Source organism: Epilithonimonas bovis DSM 19482 (genome assembly GCF_900108115.1).
Classification (GTDB): Bacteria; Bacteroidota; Bacteroidia; order Flavobacteriales; family Weeksellaceae; genus Epilithonimonas; species Epilithonimonas bovis.
Window position 1 is genome coordinate 37,464 of sequence record NZ_FTPU01000007.1, and the last position, 19,041, is coordinate 56,504.

Below are 19,041 nucleotides of genomic sequence, written 5' to 3' on the forward strand. Positions count from 1 at the left end.
CCATCTTCCCGCACCCATCAACATCATCGAACTTCAAACTCTAAAACATTGAACTCTGAACCCTGAACTCTGAACCCTGAACCCTGAACTCCCACAAAAAAGCCCGCCGGAATCTAAGGATTCCGGCGGGCCGTTATATTAAAAATAAAATACTTAATCATTAAAAAGGGCTCTGCCCGCCATCAGGTCATTCACTTTTTTCTTTACCGATTCAAGAACCGAAGTGTTGTTGATATCATCTACCACTTCCGAAATCAGGCCGGCAATGGTCGCCATATCGGCTTCCTTAAGCCCTCTAGTGGTGATGGCAGCTGTTCCCAGGCGGATCCCCGATGTGGTAAACGGTGACTTGTCATCAAAAGGCACCATATTCTTGTTGCAGGTGATGTCAGCTTTCACAAGGGCTTTCTCGGTCTCTTTACCATTCACGTTTTTGTTACGGAGGTCAATCAGCATCAGGTGGTTATCGGTACCGCCACTCACGATCTCGAAGCCCAGCCCGGTCATCGCTTTGGCCAGAGCCTGTGCATTGGCTTTCACCTGTCTGGCATAGGTGGCGAAACGGTCATCGATCGCTTCTGCAAAAGCCACGGCTTTAGCCCCGATAACATGCTCCAGCGGCCCACCCTGGATACCTGGGAAGACGGCACTGTCTAATACGGCACTCATCAGCTTGGTTTCGCCTTTGGGTGTCTTGTGCCCATAGGGGTTCTCAAAATCCTTGCCCAGCATAATCATGCCGCCACGCGGCCCTCTCAGGGTCTTGTGTGTAGTAGTAGTCACCACATGGCAATGATCGAAGGGATTATTGAGCAGGCCTTTCGCAACGAGCCCTGCGGGGTGGGCAATATCAGCCCAGAGCGTGGCACCTACTTCATCGGCTACTTCACGGAATTTAGCATAGTCCAGATCGCGGGAATAGGCAGAAAAACCGGCAATAAGCATCTTAGGGCGCTCTTTCAGGGCCACTTCGCGCATTTGGTCATAATCAATGAGCCCGGTTTCTTTCTGTACACCATATGAACAAACCTGGTATTGGATACCGGAGAAATTCACTGCTGAGCCGTGCGTCAGGTGCCCACCCATAGAAAGGTCCATGCCCATGACTTTATCCCCCGGTTTAAGCACCGACAGGTAAATAGCCGCATTGGCCTGTGACCCGGAATGGGGCTGCACATTAACGTAGTCTACACCAAAGAGTTCCTTGGCGCGGTCTATCGCCAGCTGCTCTACCTCATCTACCACTTCACAGCCTCCATAGTAGCGGCGGCCGGGGTAGCCTTCTGCATATTTGTTGGTGAGTACACTGCCCATGGCTTTCATCACGTTATCGGACACAAAATTTTCCGAAGCGATCAATTCTATGCCGTGGGTCTGTCTTTGTCTTTCTTTTTCAATAAGGTCAAAAATAGGGTCTTGCATTTTATAGATTTATTTTCTCCAAAAATAAGAAATTCCTGACAGCCAGTCCTAATCATTAGATGGATTAATCACAAAACCGAAAATCATTGTCACTAAAAAATAGTTGATCCGCATATCCTATGCCTTTGAACGCTGAGCTCCGAGCCTCTCGAAGGCCCGAACCATCAACCCTGAACCTTGAACTCCCGACTCTGAACCCTCAAACCCTCCTCTCGTATGTCAGCCTGAGGCTCTCGAAGGCTCAAACCGTCAACCCTGAACCTTAAACTCTGAACTCTAAACCTCAAACCCTTCACTTATGTTAGCCTACGCCTCTCGAAGGCTCGAACCCTGAACCTTGAACTCTGAACTATCAACCCTGAACCCTCAAACCCTCCACTCACATGTCAGCCTTAGGCTCTCGAAAGCCTGAACCGTCAACTCTGAACCTTAAACTCTAAACCCTGAACCCTAAACCTCAAACCCTCCCCAACTCTCGAATATTTTCCGTACCTTTCAGAGATTAACCCGTTTATTATGAAGACGAAGAAAAAATATAAAAAAGAGCTCCTGAAATCGCTCCAAAATCTCGAAGCGGCAGAACATGCCACTCTGGAAACCATGACCAACCTCATGCTGCTGAAAGAACTTAAAAAGAATAATATCTCCTTCAAAAAAGGGGATGCCTTCTCGTTTGAAGACAGTATCTTTAACTACAGCGAGGACAAAAACATCCGCCAGCTGGCCAAACTTCGCAAAAAAATGCTCAAAGTCATGACAAAGCTGGTAAATAAAAATGATTTTAAAGATAAGGAACTCAGCTTCCTGGCCTGATTCCTGCTTTGACAGAAAAAGAAAGCCTGCTGATTGTTTCAGCAGGCTTTTTATGTTAAAACAGACTGGGCTGGTCGGTGGCCATCACCGGAATATGGATATCGGTGCCCCAGGCATCATTCATGCTTTTAATCAGATGGGCAGACAATAGCGGTGAGGCTTTTTCTATATTCTGATGCACAAAAAAGTACAGGTTCTCCAGCCCTTCTTTTTTCCAGGTACTCAGGCGTGCGAGCCAGTCGTCCAGCCGCTGATAATCGCTCTCGGCATTGGCTCCTACATAGCGGATAAATGCATTGGGCGTCGTTAGCCGCATATGCAGCATATCCCTGCGGCCTGCCGTGTCTACAATGATATTGGTAATATGGTAATCCTCAAACAGCTGGCAGGTTTTATCCAGGATTGCCTCATCCGTAAACCACTCGGTGTTGCGGAGTTCTATAGCAAGGGGAACCTCCTGTGGCCAGTGCTTGACAAAAGCTTCGAGGCGGTCATAATCTTTGGGCTTAAAATTGTCATGAAGCTGCAGGAATACCATTCCCAGTTTCTCATCGAAGTTGAGTACCGCACTGGCGAAATGGGTGACGGCATCGGTCACGTTCAGCAGGCGTCGGAAGTGTGACACGGTGTTGGTAATCTTCGGGAAAAATTTAAATCCTTTCGGGGTCTTTTCTTTCCATGTCTGCACCTGCTCTGCGGTGGGCATACCGTAAAAAGTGGCATTCAGCTCTATGGCGTTAAACTGCGTGGCATAATAGGTTAATTCATCCTTGGTCCCGCGGGGATAAAACCCCTTCAGGTCGGTCTTGTTCCATTTGGCACAGCCTATCGATATGTCCTGCAGCCCTTTCTTATTCTGTTTCAGGATTTCTTTGGTTTGAGGATGGTCTTTGGGCAGGGTAAAATCTATACCCGACGGATCATCTACTTGTCCGAATTTCATAATATCAAGTTTAAAAATCTGAAATTAATAATAATTCACGGGATAAAAAACTGCTTGCTGCGGATTTTGGTTATTTTATCATCAACAGGGAAAACAAGCTCCCAGTGTACCTTTGATAATTTTTTAAATTTCGGTTCATAAATTATTCATACAACACTCGGGTTACTTAGCTTTTTTAAGCTGTTTTTAATTTTATTTTAATAATTCTATGATGTAATATTAATTTTCTGTTTCGTACAGCTCTTTTGACGACGACATTTTTGGTGGCCGCGTTGGACTGCCTGTGGTAAAAGACAAACTTTTCCTCTTCACCAATATGGAGTATACGCGAAGGACGGACCCGGTCTTCTATAACGCAGGAGATGCCGGCGCTCTTATTGACGACTCCACGGCGCAGGCCATCTCCAGCTTTGTAAAATCCAAATATGGTTTTGATACAGGCAGCTACGACCAGTATAACAATTACTCGCAAAGCTCCAAATTGTTTAACAAGCTGGACTGGAAAATAAATGACCGCCATACCTTGTCACTTAAAAACAACACGGTCTTCTCAGAAGCGTCCAACCTTGAGCGCGATGGTGCCAATTTCCGCTTCTCGGGAATCGATTTTGTGCAGAAGAATCAGGCTTCAACCACCACTTTGGAACTTAAAAGCCGCTTCAGCGACCAGCTCAACAATACTTTGCTATTAGGTTACTCGGCTATCCGCGATTACAGAAACCCGACCTCGTCCAACGTGATGTTCCCACAGGTGGAGATTGCCTACAATGGTGGCACCATATTTCTGGGTAACGACCGGGAGGCCAGCGTTTTTAATATGAAGCAGAAAACCTTTGAAATCACAGATAATTTAACCTACAAAGTGGGCAACCATACCAAAACTCCTGGATTGACATATACCATAGATCAGTTTGCATCCAGGGTACAGGCACAGCTTGGATTAAGATATAACTTTTAATTTTTTACTTTTTTTTCTTCAGTGGGCTGCTCAGGATTATGGGCAGCCTTTTTATAATATACATCGTGTCAGGACTACCTTTTCACCAGCTCTACCCTGCGGTTTTGGGCTTTTCCGGCTTCGTCATCATTGGAAGCAATGGGGCTGCTGTCACCATAACCATGGGCAGACAATCTGTTTTTATCAATCCCCGCCTGGGCAATTGTATTCAAAACAGTATCTGCACGGTCCTTGGACAACTGCTGGTTATGGCTGCTGTTGCCGGACTGGTCTGTATAACCATTGATATCGAGCTTCAGCGTTTTATCCTGGTCCAAAACTTTGACAATCTCTGCAACGGCTTCTTTCCCGTCGGGTTTCAGGGTCGCTTTGTCGGTATCAAAATTAATATGAAGGACAGACTTACCTTTCTCGTTCAGGTCTTTACGGATTTGCTCCGACTGAACCTTGGAAATAGTCTGCTTAAACGGGCTTTTCTGTACCATCTCGATCGCACCGCTCGCATTGTTGCCACTAAACTGGATATAAATATCATCGCCGGCAGCACGGCGGATCACATAGACCTTAACGGGCTCGTTCCAATAATCCTGCGAACCTTCCTCGCCCAGGTATTTGGCCTTCTCCTTAAGCTCGTCTAATTCCTCTTTGGAAACTTTTCCGTCAAAAACCTTTACACCGCCGGCTTCTTTGATAGCCTCATCATAGCTTTTCTCAAAATAAGGGTAAGAGAATTCGCTGCTGCTGCCGTCTTTTTTTACAATAAAAGTCTTCCAGGATTTACCTTCAATGGGTACAAATTTCCCGTCTACAGGAAAATAAACCTGGTCAAAGTCCCGCTGCAATGGCTTATTTTGTACCTGCAGGCCTTCGGGAACGGTGAAAAATGGGAAATCCCCCAAATCCTTGTCTGAAACAGGAATCTTGCTGATGTCAAAGCCTGTCTCTTTCTGCGGGGTTTGTGCAACGCTGTCTGTAGCCGGTGCTGCACTTTGCTCGTTAGCGCTTTTTTTACAGGATGACAATATCAAACTGCTCATAATCAAAGCATAAATCACAACTGGTTTTTTCATATTTAATAATTTGGTTGATTAAAAATAAAATTTTATTGGATTTGGTTGTGTTAATGAAATGCTAATTTTTATGAACAGGCACTAAAAACGCCGCAGGAATCCTGCGGCGTTTTACTTTAGTTTATATCGTTTGACCTATAAACTCAGATCTTTGGTCAAGTGTCTCCAAATCCAAAGTCCGTAAGTCTCAAACGTCTTTTATCAGCCTATGCCTCACACGAAGAGCAGCTTACAAAATTCACCATCAGCTCTTTGGAAACCGAAGAACTTCTCTGGTAATACAATGTTTTCACACCTTTTTTCCAGGCTTCTATCATCACAAAATTAACATCTTTTACCGGCATGGTAGAAGGGATCTGCAGGTTCAGCGATTGCGCCTGATCTATATACTGCTGTCTTTGTGCCGCCTGGGACACAATCTCCATTGGTGAAATCTCCCTGAAGGTTTTGAACACGGCTTTCTCCTCATCCGTAAGCCCCTCAAGATGCTGCACAGAGCCGTGGTTCAGCATGATGGTTCTCCATGTTTCTTCGTTATCCAGTCCTTTTTCGTCAAGCAGCTTAGCCAGGTATTTATTCTTACGCATAAAGTTACCTTTGGCAAGGCCGGCTTTGTAGTAGTTGGAAGCAAACGGCTCTATACCCGGAGAAGTCTGGCCCAGGATCGCAGAGCTGGAGGTAGTTGGTGCGACAGCCATGAGCGTGGTATTTCTCATACCATAACCTTTCAGCATATCCGGTTCGCCATAGATATTGGCGAGTTCACGGGAAGCGATTTCTGATTGTTCCCTGATATGGCGGAAAGCGCGGGCATTGAACTGTGTTGCCTCAAAACTCTCAAACGGAATCATATTTTTCTGAAGGTATGAGTGGTAACCCAATACACCCAAACCAAGTGCGCGGTGGCGCATCGCAAAGTTTCGGGCAGAAGTCAGGTAGTAATTACCTTCCGTTTTTTCTATAAACTCTGATAAAACAGCATCCAGGAAGTAGATAGCCAGTTGTACTGCATTAGTATCTTTCCACTCGTCATACAGCTCAAGGTTCATGGATGACAGGCAGCAGATAAATGATTCGTTGGCAGAGGACGGCAGCATAATCTCGGAGCATAAGTTACTGGCGTTGACCATCAGTCCGGCATCTTTGTACACCTGAGGCTTGTTACGGTTCACATTATCGGTAAAGAAGATATAAGGCAATCCCTTTTGCTGGCGGCTTTCCAATACTCTGGCCCATATTTTACGTTTGTCCACATCCCCGTTGATCATATCCTGCATCCAGTAATCCGGCACGCAGATCCCCGTGAAGAGGTTCTGGATTGGGCTTCCGATATCTTTGATACTCAAAAATTCCTCGATGTCACCATGGTCGATATCCAGGTAGGCTGCAAAGGCACCGCGTCTTACGCCACCCTGCGACACCACATCCATAGCAGTGTCATACAGTTTCATAAAGGATACAGCACCGGAGGATTTCCCATTGTCGGTAACGGCTGTACCACGGTTTCTTAGCTCTCCAAAATAACCGGATGTTCCGCCCCCTATCTTGGTCTGCATAATCACCTCACCCAATTTGTGAGTAATTCCTTCGATATTATCCGGAATATGAACGTTGAAACAAGATATCGGCAAACCACGCTGTGTTCCCATATTCGCCCAAACCGGAGAAGAAAAACTAATCCAGCCTTTCACAATCATCTCTTTGAAAGCCGGTTGCAATTCCGGTTTGTAAAGGCGTTTGGCTGCCGCGGTTGTAATCCTGTCGATTGCACCTTCCACAGTCTCACCTTTTAGCAGATAGCCTCGGTTTAGCATTTGCTCAGACTCTTCATTGAGCCACCATATATCGATATTTTCGTCCATCATAACTTTATTTTTTCTTATTAATATAATTGTGTTTATCCAGTTTTGGGCGCCTGTATCCGTCTTCCGTTCCCGCTTTTTTCTGTCATTGCGAACGAGGTGAAAGTATACTTTTGAACGTTTCACACCGCAATGCCAAAAAAAGAGCTCCACTCAAGCCGGGGCGCGCTGTGCTTCTATTTACGTTTTCACATAAAAAAGAAAACCTAAGAATTATACATCGTTCTCAAGATTTTATTTTTCAATCAACCCTTTCAGCGTTGACAATGCGAAAGGGTTTTTATTGCTTTCAATACTCGTTTTGCTTGCGAGTTGGCTGCGCCCCGACTTGAGCGGAAATCCTTTTGTGAGGAGGAACGACAAACAAAAGATTGGGAGCGGAAGGCGGAAAAAGGCGCCCAAATAATTCTAAAATAAATCGTTCGCCGTGATAGACTTGTCGTGCTTGGTATAATCTACCGGGCGTTTGGCAAAGAAGTCATCCATAGAGTTGGCAAAAACTTCTTCTTCAAACCATATCATCGGTTTATAATCCTCCGGTGTCACGTTGTAACGGGTTTTCATCCCGATTTTTTTCAGTGAATCATCTACTCTGTACTTCATAAAGTCGAGCAGGTTTTTCTTGGAAACTTTGTCCAGCTCGCCCAGCTCAAAAATCCAGTCCAGGATATTGGATTCCATCTCAATAGATTCGTCCACAAGGTCATAGATAGCCTCGATATCTGCATCGTTCAGCAGGTCGGGTTGCTCTTCGCGGATCTTATTGATCAGGTAAATCCCGCCATTGGCATGGATCTGCTCATCCACAGAGGTCCAGGCAATAATATTGGAAACATTCTTCATATACCCTTTGAAACGGGTGAAAGAAAGGATGATGGCAAACTGACTGAAAAGAGATACATTCTCTATCAAAATACTGAACAGCAATAGTGAGGAAACGTAAGCCTTAGGGTCCTGAGAATTGGCGTTTTTCAGCACTTTACCCAGGTATTCGATACGGTCACGCACGGCCGGGATCTTCACCACCTCCAGAAACTCGTCATTATAACCCAAAACTTCCAACAATCTGGAGTAGGCTTCGGAGTGACGGAATTCGCACTCGGCAAAGGTTGCTCCCAGGCCGTTAAGTTCCGGTTTTGGAAGATGCTGATACAAGTTGCCCCAGAAGGTTTTAACATTCACCTCAATCTGGGCAATAGCAAGAAGTGCGTTTTTGACCGCGTTTTTCTCATGGGGCTCCAGTTGGGAGTGGAAATCCTGAACATCGGCAGTAAAATCTACCTCGGAGTGAACCCAATAGGCCTTGTTGATAGCTTCTATAAATTGTAAAACTTCCGGATATTCAAACGGCTTATAACTTATTCTTTTATCAAAAATCCCCATAACGTAACGCTTTTATTGTTGTATGTATTAGTTAAAATACCGTTATCACGTAGGAAACCAGGTGTTTAAACCCAACATTGTTTCCGCAAAACCGGCCTTACAAAAATAGAAATTGAATCCAATAAATAAAATAGAACAGGACCCTAAAACGTCAAAAATCTGACAATCATGGGTAAAAGTTTTCCACAATTTTTGCAAAGCCTTTACAGAAGGCATTTTACCGCGAAAAGCAAGCCTAAAAGTGCTTTAAACCGTCTATTATGTTTTAAACAGAATCAAAAATAATACCTACTAAAAGGCGTTAAAAACTAAACAGCTAAAATAAAACTGATAACTTTATCCTTCTTCGGATTTTTTATTGAAATGATGGGTCTTGATATATTCTGCGAAAGCTTCCTTGAGCCTGGACTCGATAGCGGCTTTGTTGAAGTTGTTGCGGTAATTTTTGGCCAGGTCATATGCGCGGTCTGCATAGGCCAGAAAAACATCCACATCATATTCATCCATACCGTAACGGGTATAGTAGTTCATATCTATGGCAGCTTTTATACTGCTGTAGAAGGCTTGTGTCTCGCCATAGTTGGCTGTGGTTTTTGGGGATGAGCCGGCTTTTTTTATAAGTCTGCCAATGGCTCCTGCCAATTTAACCAGATCCATCTGTCCGGCAGAGAAGTCTGGCTGCTTGAAGGCCGAAGGCGCTGTAGCCCGGGGAATAACCTCTGTAAGTGGGGTGCGCATATAACTGTTCATCTCACCGTTGAGCGCCATAACTTTGGGCGGCGGATTAAGCCTTGGCACATCTTTTTTCAGGTTACCTGTCGGGCGGAAGGTGAGGCTGAGTGCTTCTATCTCAACAGGAATAGTCACCAGCTGAACCTCAACGCTTTTTGTAAAACTAGCTTCGGTTACAGCCAGGTTTTTTCTTTCATAGCCTTGGCGCGCAACACGCAGTTCATCCAACGTTTTTGCCGCGATAGAGAAATTCCCCGTTTTGTCGGAAATTACAAACTGATCTGTGCGCACATTATAAATGCTGGCACCTGGAAGCTTGTCGCCATTCTCATTGGTAATACTGCCTATAACATAACCGGATTGCGAAAACAGCCGTACGGAAAAGAACAGCAGTAAGAGAAAAAATCGAGCTGTATTCATAGTTTTATTTTGATACAAAATTACTGGGATTACTGAGATTCATCTATTTATGATAAGGTTTACAATCAAAGTTTAACCCGATTTAACCACTGTTATGATTTTTTGGGAAAATGCTACATGCTATTATGTTAAAATTGTTGTAAGTATGGGGAAAGCTGCCTGAAGTCGCAGAGTATTGTTGGAACTCAACCTATCGATGTTTTTAATTGACAGGCAGCGATGGCCGACGAACGGACCTTGATGGGAGCTGCCAGATAAGAGAGCGCAGAGGCAGCGGCCTCCAAACAAGGGACGGGTTAAAGCAAAAACTATAGCAGCTTCAGCAATAATCATTTGGACAGGACAATAATTTTTATGTAACTTTGTACTCTTACACTATGGGGTTGACTGGTTTCGACAGCAAGACCAATGGGTAAGTAAGCATGCAGAGAACCGTAGCGCGATCTCTTAAATCCCTTGCTACACAATTTTAACTGGCAACGAAGAGTTCGCTCTTGCAGCTTAATCCGAAGTTTAGTAGGTTTCAAGCGCTTTCCCGAAGATAGTAAGGAAGCAAGATGTCTCACAAACGCTCTGTTCTGCGGCGTTTGATCCTGGGGCATAGCAATGCAGAAATAAGGTTTTGGGTACTTCGACCAAAGCTCGAAAACTTTAGAAGTTAAGGCCGGAATTGGGCGTCTGTTCTCTGTCCCGGTTCGAAAACCAATAACAGAATAAGCATGTAGAAAGCTTATGTATTGCTTGTTTGGACGAGGGTTCGAATCCCTCCAACTCCACAAATACAACTTTAACGCTCTGATTATCAGAGCGTTTTTGTTTTAACATGCAAACATCTTGCAAACCTTTTTATTTTTTAACATTATTCTGATATTTATTCAATAAAAAAGGCTGGAACAAATCCAACCTAAAAAAGTGTTTATTTGTAATACTTCATTGTGAAACAATAAAATCTTTCCTTTCTGGTCCCACACCTTTTATAGTGAGTTTTTTCCAGTGTTTAGGAAGAACAGTTTTATGCTGGATAATTCCTTTTTCTGTAATATCAAGCCCTCCAAAACCATTGATGAAAGCCTGTAAAATACCACCTGCCCCTGTCATGAAATACGGATTGGAACTGGATGGTGTCTCTGCTAAAACCCCGAATGGCGGTCGCTGGTTGGGTTGATAAGCTTTTTTAAAATAAGAATAAGCCTTTTCTGCTTCACCCAATCTCGCATACTGAACCGCAAAAACCGAAAATGTCATTGCCGGACCGTGGTCTTTATCCACTTTTGCAGAATAATATTCGAGGTCTTTTTTAATTTGCTGCGGATCTGTAATGATGCCTAAAGGATATGCCAGGAGATTAGCATCCCCCTGTTTAATCATCTCACCTTTATAGCCTTGATACTCCTGGGTTACGCCATTGCTCATCTTGGAAATAACCAGATTATCACTGATCTGTTTCCAGATTTTGGGTGCTGTTTTCCCACAAATTCCGGCAGCCAGTGTGGCATATTCCAATGCTTTTTTGGCAGCTGCATTGGTATAGGCATTATCGTCCACGCCTTCTGCATACTCATCTGCGCCAATCACATAGCGGATAGAGTAACTCCCGTCCGGATTTTTAACAGCTCTTGAGGTCCAAAATTCAGCAATTTTCTCCATAACCGGATAGGCTTCTTTTACCATCCAGTCTTTATCCTGAGTCATCCCAAAATAATTCCAGAAGGCAATCGCAATATCTGCCGTAATATGATGCTCAAACTGACCAGTTAACGCATTAATTGGTGTCGCTTCCTCACCTTTGTCATCGGACTCCCAAGGGAACATCGCGCCTTTGTAACCATACGTTAACGTCCGGTTTTCCGCTGCTTTTAGCCGGTCCGTACGATAATCAATCATTGATTTTGCAATGCCCTGATTCAGAAACAGCATTGGCGGATACATCCAGATCTCCGAATCCCAAAAAATATGCCCACTGTAAAAAGTGCCGGATAATCCCATCGGTGAAATACTTAGCCTCGAGTTTTCCAAAGCATTGGAATATAAATTGAACAATGCCGATCTTGCCACCAATTGGGCTTCATCATCGCCTTCTATCTCGATATCGCCTTTCCAAAGATCTTCCCAGAGCGCAAAATGCTCTTTCAGAATCCGCTTTGTACCTAAATAAGACACATAAATCACCTGTCTCTCTGATTCGCTTTTCGGGTCGTTGAAATCCCGGCTGGTACAGACCGAACCTACCAGTGAGAATTTGGCAGTTTCTCCCTTTTTCAATGTGCCTTCAATCACATTTTTGTTTTGATCCTCACTTCTGATGGTCAATTTTTTATGGTCAAAAATAAATTCGGATGAAGCAAAAACCTGATGAGCTTTGTGCGAAGACCAGGCCTCGGTCTGGAGAATGATCTCCTTGCCACCATCCAGGCCTACATTAGCAGATACAATTCTTTTTTTGATATCATTATAACCATCCGGAACATCCATTGTATTGAGACCTTGTATCTGAATATGATCCAAAGCTTTGATCTCAACCTCGATCAGCCCAGAATATGGCAGATTCCGCAAGGCTGTGATATTGTATTTGATTTCCGCTTTCCCCGGAATGATGAATGATGTGGTATGAACGGCTTTTTTAAGGTCTAATGATTGTTTCCAGTTGCTTACCGATTGCATCTCAACTTTTGCCCGTTAAGAGACAGCTCCAGATGAAAGGGATTGATGCCCTGCAAAGCCTGGTTGACACCGGCATCACCAATATCAAAAACGTGATTCAGCATCACATGTCGCACAGAGAATGGTTCTTTCCAAGGAAGAATCCCGATTTTCCCATTTGCAATGGGCGCGCCTACATAATTGTCGGTTTTGGTTGCGTCGATCGTCCATAATGATTTTTTGCTTTGAGCAAAGCTATTAACCGCTAAAAATAAAACCAAAAAAAGCGTGATTCCAAATCTTTTATTCATATCTCAATTTTCATTAATAATACTATTGGCTTTTTGTTTACTTGAATTTTATATTAAAAAAACGGCTCCGTTTAACCTGACAATCTATCATAAAAATATCAATTTGTCAACCTAAGCGAAGCCGAAGTAATAATCAATTTAATAAGGTTTTAAACCATTACTAAATTCTTTACAGGACTTATTATAATGATTTAAGGCCTGCTGTTTCTGATTTATCTTTTACTGGCACAATGCTTACTGCATACCCGCCGCCTGCAACAGAAACCTGAGTCAGTTTTGATTTTTTAGTAACCACAACTTTACGGATGTTGTAAGCCTGCGTATTTTTGAGGTAATCTGCATCTTTAGCATCCGAATAGATTGTTGCGATATACTGCTTGCCAGCATCTAAGAAGTCTAATGAAATTTTTGAAGTGAATGGCGTATAACCTGCTACATTCCCAACAAACCATTTGTCAGAACCTTTAGCTTTTCTGGCAACAGTAATGTATTGCCCTGGTTCTGCCTCAAGATATTTACTCTCATCCCAATCTACAGCAACATCTTTGATAAACTGGAAAGCATCCGCAAATTTCTCGTAATTTTCTGGGAAATCTGCTGCCATCTGCAACGGGCTGTACATGGTAACATACAGTGCCAATTGGTTCGCAATCGTTGCATTTACGTGGGAACCATTAGTTACATCCATCTGGAAAATCCCTGGCGTGTAATCCATTGGGCCACCAATTAATCTGGTGAATGGCAAAATAGTCACGTGGTTTGGATTGTTTCTTTCACCACCGAAAGCCTGATACTCTGTTCCTCGAGCCGCTTCGTTTCCGATAAGGTTTGGATAAGTTCTCGCAATTCCTGTTGGACGAACCGCCTCGTGAGCATTCACCATAATCTTGTAATCTGCCGCCTTTTCTATGGCATATTGATAGTGATTATTAGTCCATTGGCTGTAATGCGTTTCTCCCACAGGAAGAATGTTTCCTACATATCCACTTTTCACAGCATCATAACCATACTTATTCATTAGTTTATAGGCTGCATCCATGTGGCGCTCGTAGTTTCTGATAGAACCCGAAGTCTCGTGGTGCATAATCAGTTTTACCCCTTTTGAATGTGCATAGGCATTAAGTGCTACGATGTCAAAGTCAGGATAAGGTGTCACGAAATCAAATACATAATCTTTGTCGTTACCGAACCAGTCTTCCCAACCGATATTCCAGCCTTCTACCAAAACAGCATCAAAACCATTTTTCGCAGCAAAATCAATGTACCTTCTTACATTGGCATTATTAGCGCCGTGCTTTCCGTTTGGTTTTGCCTTAGCATAATCAGTAAGGCCTAACTGAACAGAAGGAAACTCGTCTGTATATGCCCAGCTGCTTTTTCCGGAGATCATCTCCCACCAAACGCCTACGTATTTTGTTGGTTTGATCCATGATGTATCGGTAATTTTGCTTGGGTCATTCAGGTTATAAGTCATTTTGGAAGCCAAAATATTTCTGGCGTCATCGCTAACGATAATGGTTCTCCATGGTGTATGGCGTGGTGCCTGCATTTTGCCTTTGTCACCGTGAGAATCCGGTGTTAACCAAGATTCAAAAACCATATTTTTGTCATCCAAATTAAGGTGCATACAAGAATAGTCAATCAAAGCAGCCTCGTGAAGGTTGATATAAACACCATCTTTGGTCTTCATCATCAATGATGTCTGAACCCCTGTTGGAGAAAATGACGTTTGGGAAACATTCCCTTTTTCATAAGACTTCGTCATTAGCCCTCTGATTTCGGATAATTTGGAGGTTGTATAGTTGTATTCCTGCGTATCGTAATCGCCTGGAATCCAGTATGCCGTGTGGTCACCAGTCATGGCGAACTGGGTTTTCTCTTCTTTTATCGTGAAGTAAACCAAATTATTCTGTTGAGGAAACTCATAACGGAAACCTAAACCGTCATCAAACAAACGGAACCGGATATCCACTAAGCGGTCTGTCCCTTTTTGTTTAAGGCTGATTAAAATTTCGTTATAATGGTTTCTGATGTTTTTTTCCTCGCCCCAAACCGGCTGCCAGGTTTCATCAAAAGTTGCTGTTTTTGAGCCAACAACTTCAAAATTATTATTTAAAAAATTGCGGGGATCATTGGCCTGTGCGTCTTTGGTCGTTAGTTCAAAACCAAGCCTGCTCGGCTTAATAATTTCTTTTCCTTTATAATTCAACTGATAAGAAGGATAGCCACCACTCTGAACAGAAAAATTCATAACGAATTTTCCGTCTGGCGACTGGAGTTTTTGAGCTGTAACGAGCCCAACGAGAAATAATGCTACAATTAAAAAAAACTTCTTCATTTACTAATTATTAACGTTAATATTTATTTTAGTTCTGTTATCGGGTATCTTGATAAGGAGCTTGCTTCCTTTCTCGTCCCAGCTCCATTGGATCTTAGTGGTATCTTTTTCTATATCCAGCGCATCAACCGCTAAGAAAGTGATTTCTTTTCCGTTGACCAAAACACTTTTTGGTTTTTGTTCTGTTAAGATGCTCAAAACAAAATTACGTTTATCGGACTGGCGAAAACCTTTGTCTTCCGGAGTAATTTCGATGTCATAACCGGCGGCTTTTGTTGTGCAGGTGATATTAGTTTTAGAGAAAATATCTTTTAGGTAATCATGATTTTCACCTTCATCTTCGTACAAAGTGAAACTCGTTTTCTCATCTTCGTAATTAGGGAAAATATGGAAGAATACAGGATAATCCTTTTTCTCGTGAATATACTGCATCACCGGCATCATTGGGATAATGGATGCTTTTTTTACAAAAATCGGGATTGTATTAAGCGGCGCTTTGTAAGCCACAGTCTGGCCACCGAGATATTCTGTTTTTTTATCATTAAAGTCGATCCACTCGCCATCGGGCAGGTAAACTCTTTTTACACGTTCGCCTTTTTTGAGAACCGGAGCAACCAGTAACTCTTCTCCGAAGATAAACTGATTATCAATCTTTGCCGCTTCTGTATCATTAGGATATTCCATAAACAATCCTCTGGTAATCGGCAGTCCGGTATCGTGCGCCTTACGAGAGTAGGTGTAAAGATAAGGAAACAACTGGTATTTCAGCTCGATGGCAGCTTTTGTATTTTTCTCTGCTACTTCGCCAAACATCCATGGTTCTACAGCATTATCGCCCTCGTGGTGTGCACGGCTTAGCGGACAGAAGACACCAAACTGCATCCATCTTGTATAGAGTTCTGCCATTGCCGGATAGTCTGTAATTTCACCACAATAGCCTGAAATATCAGTGGTCCAGAACGGGATTCCGCCCAATCCGGCAGAGATTCCCACAGCGACCTGATTTTCCATCTGTGCCCAGCCATCGAGAACATCGTTCCCGTTTCCGCTGTCATTGGTCCAGCCAAATGTATAACGCTGTAAACCTGCATAGGCAGAACGTGTCATCTGGAAAATACGTTTGTTGGGATTACGTTTTTCAAACTGTTCTTTTACCACTTTGTCCCAGGTTAATCCAAAAACATTATGGATCTCATCATGCATCCCGAGATGGTGCTTCATATTGAGTCGGTCTGTATCTTCTTCGTTACTCCAGGCTGGTTCACCCATATCTGTCCAGAAACCACTGATACCGTCATCCAATGGTTTTTGCTGATATTTGCCCCACCAGTCGGCCACTGCAGGCAGTGTAAAATCTACAACGCCACAATTGCCGCCCCATGGCCAAGGCATTTCGTAAGCTTTATCTGTACGGACATCTTTCACAAAATAGCCTAACTTATTGGCTTCGAGGTATTGTTTGTTATCTTTTTTAGAAATTACAGGATCCTGGGAGACAATCATTTTGAAACCATTAGCTTTCAGTTTTTTGAGCATTCCTTTGGGATCGGTGTAATTGCCTTTTCGCCATTCGAAATCCTGAAGATTCTGCGTCCAGCCGATATCCTGATAAATAATATCAATAGGAATTTTGCGTTTACGGAATTCTGCCGCCACTTCCAGTGCCTGATTCTCTTTTGTATAAAGTCCACGACTTTGTGCAAAACCCAGTGCCCATTTTGGAGGCATAATTGGTTGTCCCGTTAATGCAATGTATTGCTGCTGAATTTCTTTGTAATCTTTACCATAAATAAAGTAATAGACGAAAGCGCCATCCGGAGCTTCAAAAGAATAATAGTCCTGCGACTCTGTACCGAATTTGAATTCGGATTTATAGGTGTTATCCAGGAAAATCCCGTAGCGGTAACTGCTCATAAAGAATGGGATGCTCTTGGCAATGGGATCTTCGGTAACGCTGTAGCAAGGCTTGTCGCTGTTCCACATTTTGTAGTTCTTGCCTCTGCGGTTCAGCGTCCCGGTTTTTTCGCCCAGTCCAAAGAACTGCTCATCGTTGCGCAAAACCTTGTAAGCTTTTACGGCTTTTGCATCGGAAACATGTCCCTGATCTTTGAAATCACTGAAAATCAACTTCTGATATTTATCAAAAATCTGAAGCTGCATGGGGTTTTTGTTGATCCGTATACGAAGTTTTGATGTAAAAATCTCGTATGCGGAAGTCTCTTCGTTAACAGTTACTTCACCCATATTTTCAAGCTTATCATTAACGACCGCAAAAGACGGATTGCTTCGGGTGAGCTTTCCGGATTTGTCGTACCATATTTTTACAACAGCATTGCTGTTGATGGTTAAGGATAATTTGGAACCATCCTTACAATTAAAAATTACCTGATTTCCTTTCTTGGTATAAGATGTACATTCGGCTGCCATAAACATTGATGAACACAACAATGCCATAACAAGAAAGATCATTTTTTTTACCATATTTTGTTATTTTTTCAGATGTTATCTGAAGTTTTTGCGCTCAAATCAATTATCCTTATATCATCATAAAAATCACACGGCATTAATACCGTGTGACTTATTGATAAGAAAAAATTACTGAATATTGAGTGTATTAGTATCTAAGTTGAGTGTGACGGTATAAGTTGCTTTGGTAGTCACTTTCCATTTGAGGTCTGTAGCATCTCCGCCTTCACATTTTTCACGCTCCATAAATGCGCCATTTGTAATGCTTTGGTCTTTGGTTTTAGCAACCAGTTCTGTCCCGTCGCACCATGAGGTATTAAACTTGGTAAACTTAAAAGAACCTGGATTTAACTCCCCTGTATAAGTATAGACGCTGCCATTTTTCTGCATTGGTGCCAGTGTTCCCATGTTCCAGCCGTTAGGTGTTGCATCTCCGATCATATAGACGTTAATCTTTTCAAATTTGATCGTGTTGTTAGCGGCATTTAGCGTGATCTTATATCGGGCTGCATCAGAAGCAGAAACTTTCCATTTAAGATCCGGATCACAACCTTTCAACTGTTGTATTGCACCATCTGTTAACCCCTGATTATCTACCATAGGACGGTACCAATCGCCACACCAGTCACCCGTAGTACCGGCAAGGATTTTAAAATTACCTTCCTTAAGCGAACATTCTAAAGTGAAAATAAACGGATTGGTTGTATCCTGCTTGAAAGCTACCGGATTGCTAACATCCCAGCCGCTTGGCGAAGCATCCCCCACAATATAGATATCACTAAATTGTGGTGCATTCATCTTCTCGATCTTGATAGACAGACTGATAAGATTGACCGTAACTCTGTATAAACCCGCAGTATCAATGACCCATTGCAGATCTGCTCCACTACCGCCTTCGTTATACACAATCTTATTATCATCCGATGGATCACGGGTATAAAAATCCTGTGTCCCTGTGGTACTTTGGCTCACTGCAAATTTGAAATTACCAGTAGACAATTGCGCATAATAAGTAAATTCTGACGGATCTGTAGTACTTTTTGTAAGCTCTACAGATTTGGTGATATCCCAACCGCCAGGTGTTGCATCACCAACGATAAAAAGATGATCTGTAAAAGGCTTGAATGGTGTTACCGTAAAATCTGTAACCGCTGCCTGCGCCTTTACAGAGCTATCTGCAAATGTTGCGGTAATACGGGCCTGCATAGTAAAAGGCTTACCCGGCTCTGCACCATAAGTTTTCACCAAAATGGTATTAAGCTCACCAATCTTGATGTCATAAGAGTAGACATTTTTACCAACCTCATAAACCTGTGGATGTGCAAAATTGTTTTCTTTTTTATCAATCTCCAGTGTATAAGTAATGGCTGAACCGGTCCCCATATTATTTCCCGCTGTCCACGAAAAATTATAGCCAGAATTATACATATTAGGAAGTAGCTCACTGATCTCCGAAGTTTTCAAAGAGAGCTCACTCTTCTCAAACTCCTGACTTGCAAGCTCCTCTCTGCAGCCCATTATGACAAGGAAAGCAGCCAATGGTAAAAGAAACAACAGTTTCTTATTCCAGTTCTTTAAATTATATAGCTTTTTCATATATTGATTTTAATTTTTGTCAAAGGTCATATGCAATCGCCTAACCCTCATTGGTATTTGGCTTTCCAAATCAGATTATGGCGATTT

Annotated in this window: 13 protein-coding genes and 1 other RNA gene; 3 read left to right on the top strand and 11 right to left on the bottom strand. The window is 42.9% G+C overall.

The window, feature by feature from the left end:
* Window positions 1-153: 153 nt before the first annotated feature.
* Window positions 154-1,422, bottom strand: coding sequence for a serine hydroxymethyltransferase (gene glyA, locus B0B05_RS04350; protein ID WP_076782268.1), 1,269 nt, complete (start codon window positions 1,420-1,422; stop codon window positions 154-156).
* Window positions 1,423-1,938: 516 nt separating this feature from the next.
* Between glyA and B0B05_RS04355 the strand changes: the two genes are divergently transcribed.
* Window positions 1,939-2,235, top strand: a complete 297-nt coding sequence (locus B0B05_RS04355) for a hypothetical protein (RefSeq protein WP_076782269.1) — start codon at window positions 1,939-1,941, stop codon at window positions 2,233-2,235.
* A gap of 55 nt (window positions 2,236-2,290) precedes the next feature.
* Here the strand turns inward: B0B05_RS04355 and B0B05_RS04360 are convergent, their stop codons facing one another.
* Window positions 2,291-3,178 carry a DUF72 domain-containing protein gene (locus tag B0B05_RS04360; protein WP_076782270.1) on the bottom strand — a complete coding sequence of 296 codons (888 nt, stop codon included), beginning with the start codon at window positions 3,176-3,178 and terminating at the stop codon, window positions 2,291-2,293.
* Window positions 3,179-3,494: 316 nt separating this feature from the next.
* On the opposite strand from B0B05_RS04360, the gene B0B05_RS04365 reads away from it, so the two are divergent.
* Entirely contained in the window at window positions 3,495-4,136 is a 642-nt protein-coding gene (locus tag B0B05_RS04365) for a hypothetical protein (protein ID WP_245799207.1), read from the top strand.
* A 74-nt stretch (window positions 4,137-4,210) separates the two neighbouring features.
* On the opposite strand, the gene B0B05_RS04370 is transcribed toward B0B05_RS04365, so the two are convergent.
* The 4 genes from B0B05_RS04370 to B0B05_RS04385 form a co-directional block, all read right to left on the bottom strand.
* Complete coding sequence (locus B0B05_RS04370) at window positions 4,211-5,206, bottom strand: OmpA family protein (RefSeq protein ID WP_076782271.1); 996 nt, start codon at window positions 5,204-5,206, stop codon at window positions 4,211-4,213.
* A 206-nt stretch (window positions 5,207-5,412) separates the two neighbouring features.
* Window positions 5,413-7,068 (bottom strand): ribonucleoside-diphosphate reductase subunit alpha, encoded by a 1,656-nt coding sequence (locus B0B05_RS04375; protein ID WP_076782329.1) that lies wholly within the window; start codon window positions 7,066-7,068, stop codon window positions 5,413-5,415.
* A 408-nt stretch (window positions 7,069-7,476) separates the two neighbouring features.
* A complete protein-coding gene (locus tag B0B05_RS04380) occupies window positions 7,477-8,451 on the bottom strand; it encodes a ribonucleotide-diphosphate reductase subunit beta (protein WP_076782272.1) in 975 nt (324 codons plus the stop codon).
* Window positions 8,452-8,787: 336 nt separating this feature from the next.
* A complete protein-coding gene (locus B0B05_RS04385) occupies window positions 8,788-9,603 on the bottom strand; it encodes a peptidase associated/transthyretin-like domain-containing protein (protein WP_076782273.1) in 816 nt (271 codons plus the stop codon).
* A 379-nt stretch (window positions 9,604-9,982) separates the two neighbouring features.
* Here B0B05_RS04385 and ssrA point away from each other — a divergent pair.
* Window positions 9,983-10,382: a transfer-messenger RNA gene (gene ssrA / locus B0B05_RS04390) on the top strand.
* Between the two features lie 151 nt (window positions 10,383-10,533).
* Here ssrA and B0B05_RS04395 read toward each other — a convergent pair.
* The 5 genes from B0B05_RS04395 to B0B05_RS04410 form a co-directional block, all read right to left on the bottom strand.
* Window positions 10,534-12,264 (bottom strand): glycosyl hydrolase family 95 catalytic domain-containing protein, encoded by a 1,731-nt coding sequence (locus tag B0B05_RS04395; RefSeq protein ID WP_221406967.1) that lies wholly within the window; start codon window positions 12,262-12,264, stop codon window positions 10,534-10,536.
* On the bottom strand, window positions 12,252-12,554 hold the full coding sequence (locus B0B05_RS16805) for a hypothetical protein (RefSeq protein WP_221406968.1): 303 nt from the start codon (window positions 12,552-12,554) through the stop codon (window positions 12,252-12,254). Before B0B05_RS16805 ends, B0B05_RS04395 begins: the two co-directional genes overlap by 13 nt.
* Before the next feature lie 181 nt (window positions 12,555-12,735).
* Window positions 12,736-14,892, bottom strand: coding sequence for a glycoside hydrolase family 97 protein (locus B0B05_RS04400; protein ID WP_076782274.1), 2,157 nt, complete (start codon window positions 14,890-14,892; stop codon window positions 12,736-12,738).
* Window positions 14,893-14,895: 3 nt separating this feature from the next.
* On the bottom strand, window positions 14,896-17,361 hold the full coding sequence (locus tag B0B05_RS04405) for a glycoside hydrolase family 31 protein (RefSeq protein WP_245799208.1): 2,466 nt from the start codon (window positions 17,359-17,361) through the stop codon (window positions 14,896-14,898).
* Between the two features lie 126 nt (window positions 17,362-17,487).
* Entirely contained in the window at window positions 17,488-18,954 is a 1,467-nt protein-coding gene (locus B0B05_RS04410) for a SusE domain-containing protein (protein WP_076782276.1), read from the bottom strand.
* Between the last annotated feature and the right edge of the window lie 87 nt (window positions 18,955-19,041).

Coding starts and splice junctions, on each gene's coding strand:
- glyA (WP_076782268.1), bottom strand. CDS start 1,422: ATGCAAGACCCTATTTTTGACCTTATTGAAAAAGAAAGACAAAGACAG.
- B0B05_RS04355 (WP_076782269.1), top strand. CDS start 1,939: ATGAAGACGAAGAAAAAATATAAAAAAGAGCTCCTGAAATCGCTCCAA.
- B0B05_RS04360 (WP_076782270.1), bottom strand. CDS start 3,178: ATGAAATTCGGACAAGTAGATGATCCGTCGGGTATAGATTTTACCCTG.
- B0B05_RS04365 (WP_245799207.1), top strand. CDS start 3,495: ATGGAGTATACGCGAAGGACGGACCCGGTCTTCTATAACGCAGGAGAT.
- B0B05_RS04370 (WP_076782271.1), bottom strand. CDS start 5,206: ATGAAAAAACCAGTTGTGATTTATGCTTTGATTATGAGCAGTTTGATA.
- B0B05_RS04375 (WP_076782329.1), bottom strand. CDS start 7,068: ATGGACGAAAATATCGATATATGGTGGCTCAATGAAGAGTCTGAGCAA.
- B0B05_RS04380 (WP_076782272.1), bottom strand. CDS start 8,451: ATGGGGATTTTTGATAAAAGAATAAGTTATAAGCCGTTTGAATATCCG.
- B0B05_RS04385 (WP_076782273.1), bottom strand. CDS start 9,603: ATGAATACAGCTCGATTTTTTCTCTTACTGCTGTTCTTTTCCGTACGG.
- B0B05_RS04395 (WP_221406967.1), bottom strand. CDS start 12,264: ATGCAATCGGTAAGCAACTGGAAACAATCATTAGACCTTAAAAAAGCC.
- B0B05_RS16805 (WP_221406968.1), bottom strand. CDS start 12,554: ATGAATAAAAGATTTGGAATCACGCTTTTTTTGGTTTTATTTTTAGCG.
- B0B05_RS04400 (WP_076782274.1), bottom strand. CDS start 14,892: ATGAAGAAGTTTTTTTTAATTGTAGCATTATTTCTCGTTGGGCTCGTT.
- B0B05_RS04405 (WP_245799208.1), bottom strand. CDS start 17,361: ATGATCTTTCTTGTTATGGCATTGTTGTGTTCATCAATGTTTATGGCA.
- B0B05_RS04410 (WP_076782276.1), bottom strand. CDS start 18,954: ATGAAAAAGCTATATAATTTAAAGAACTGGAATAAGAAACTGTTGTTT.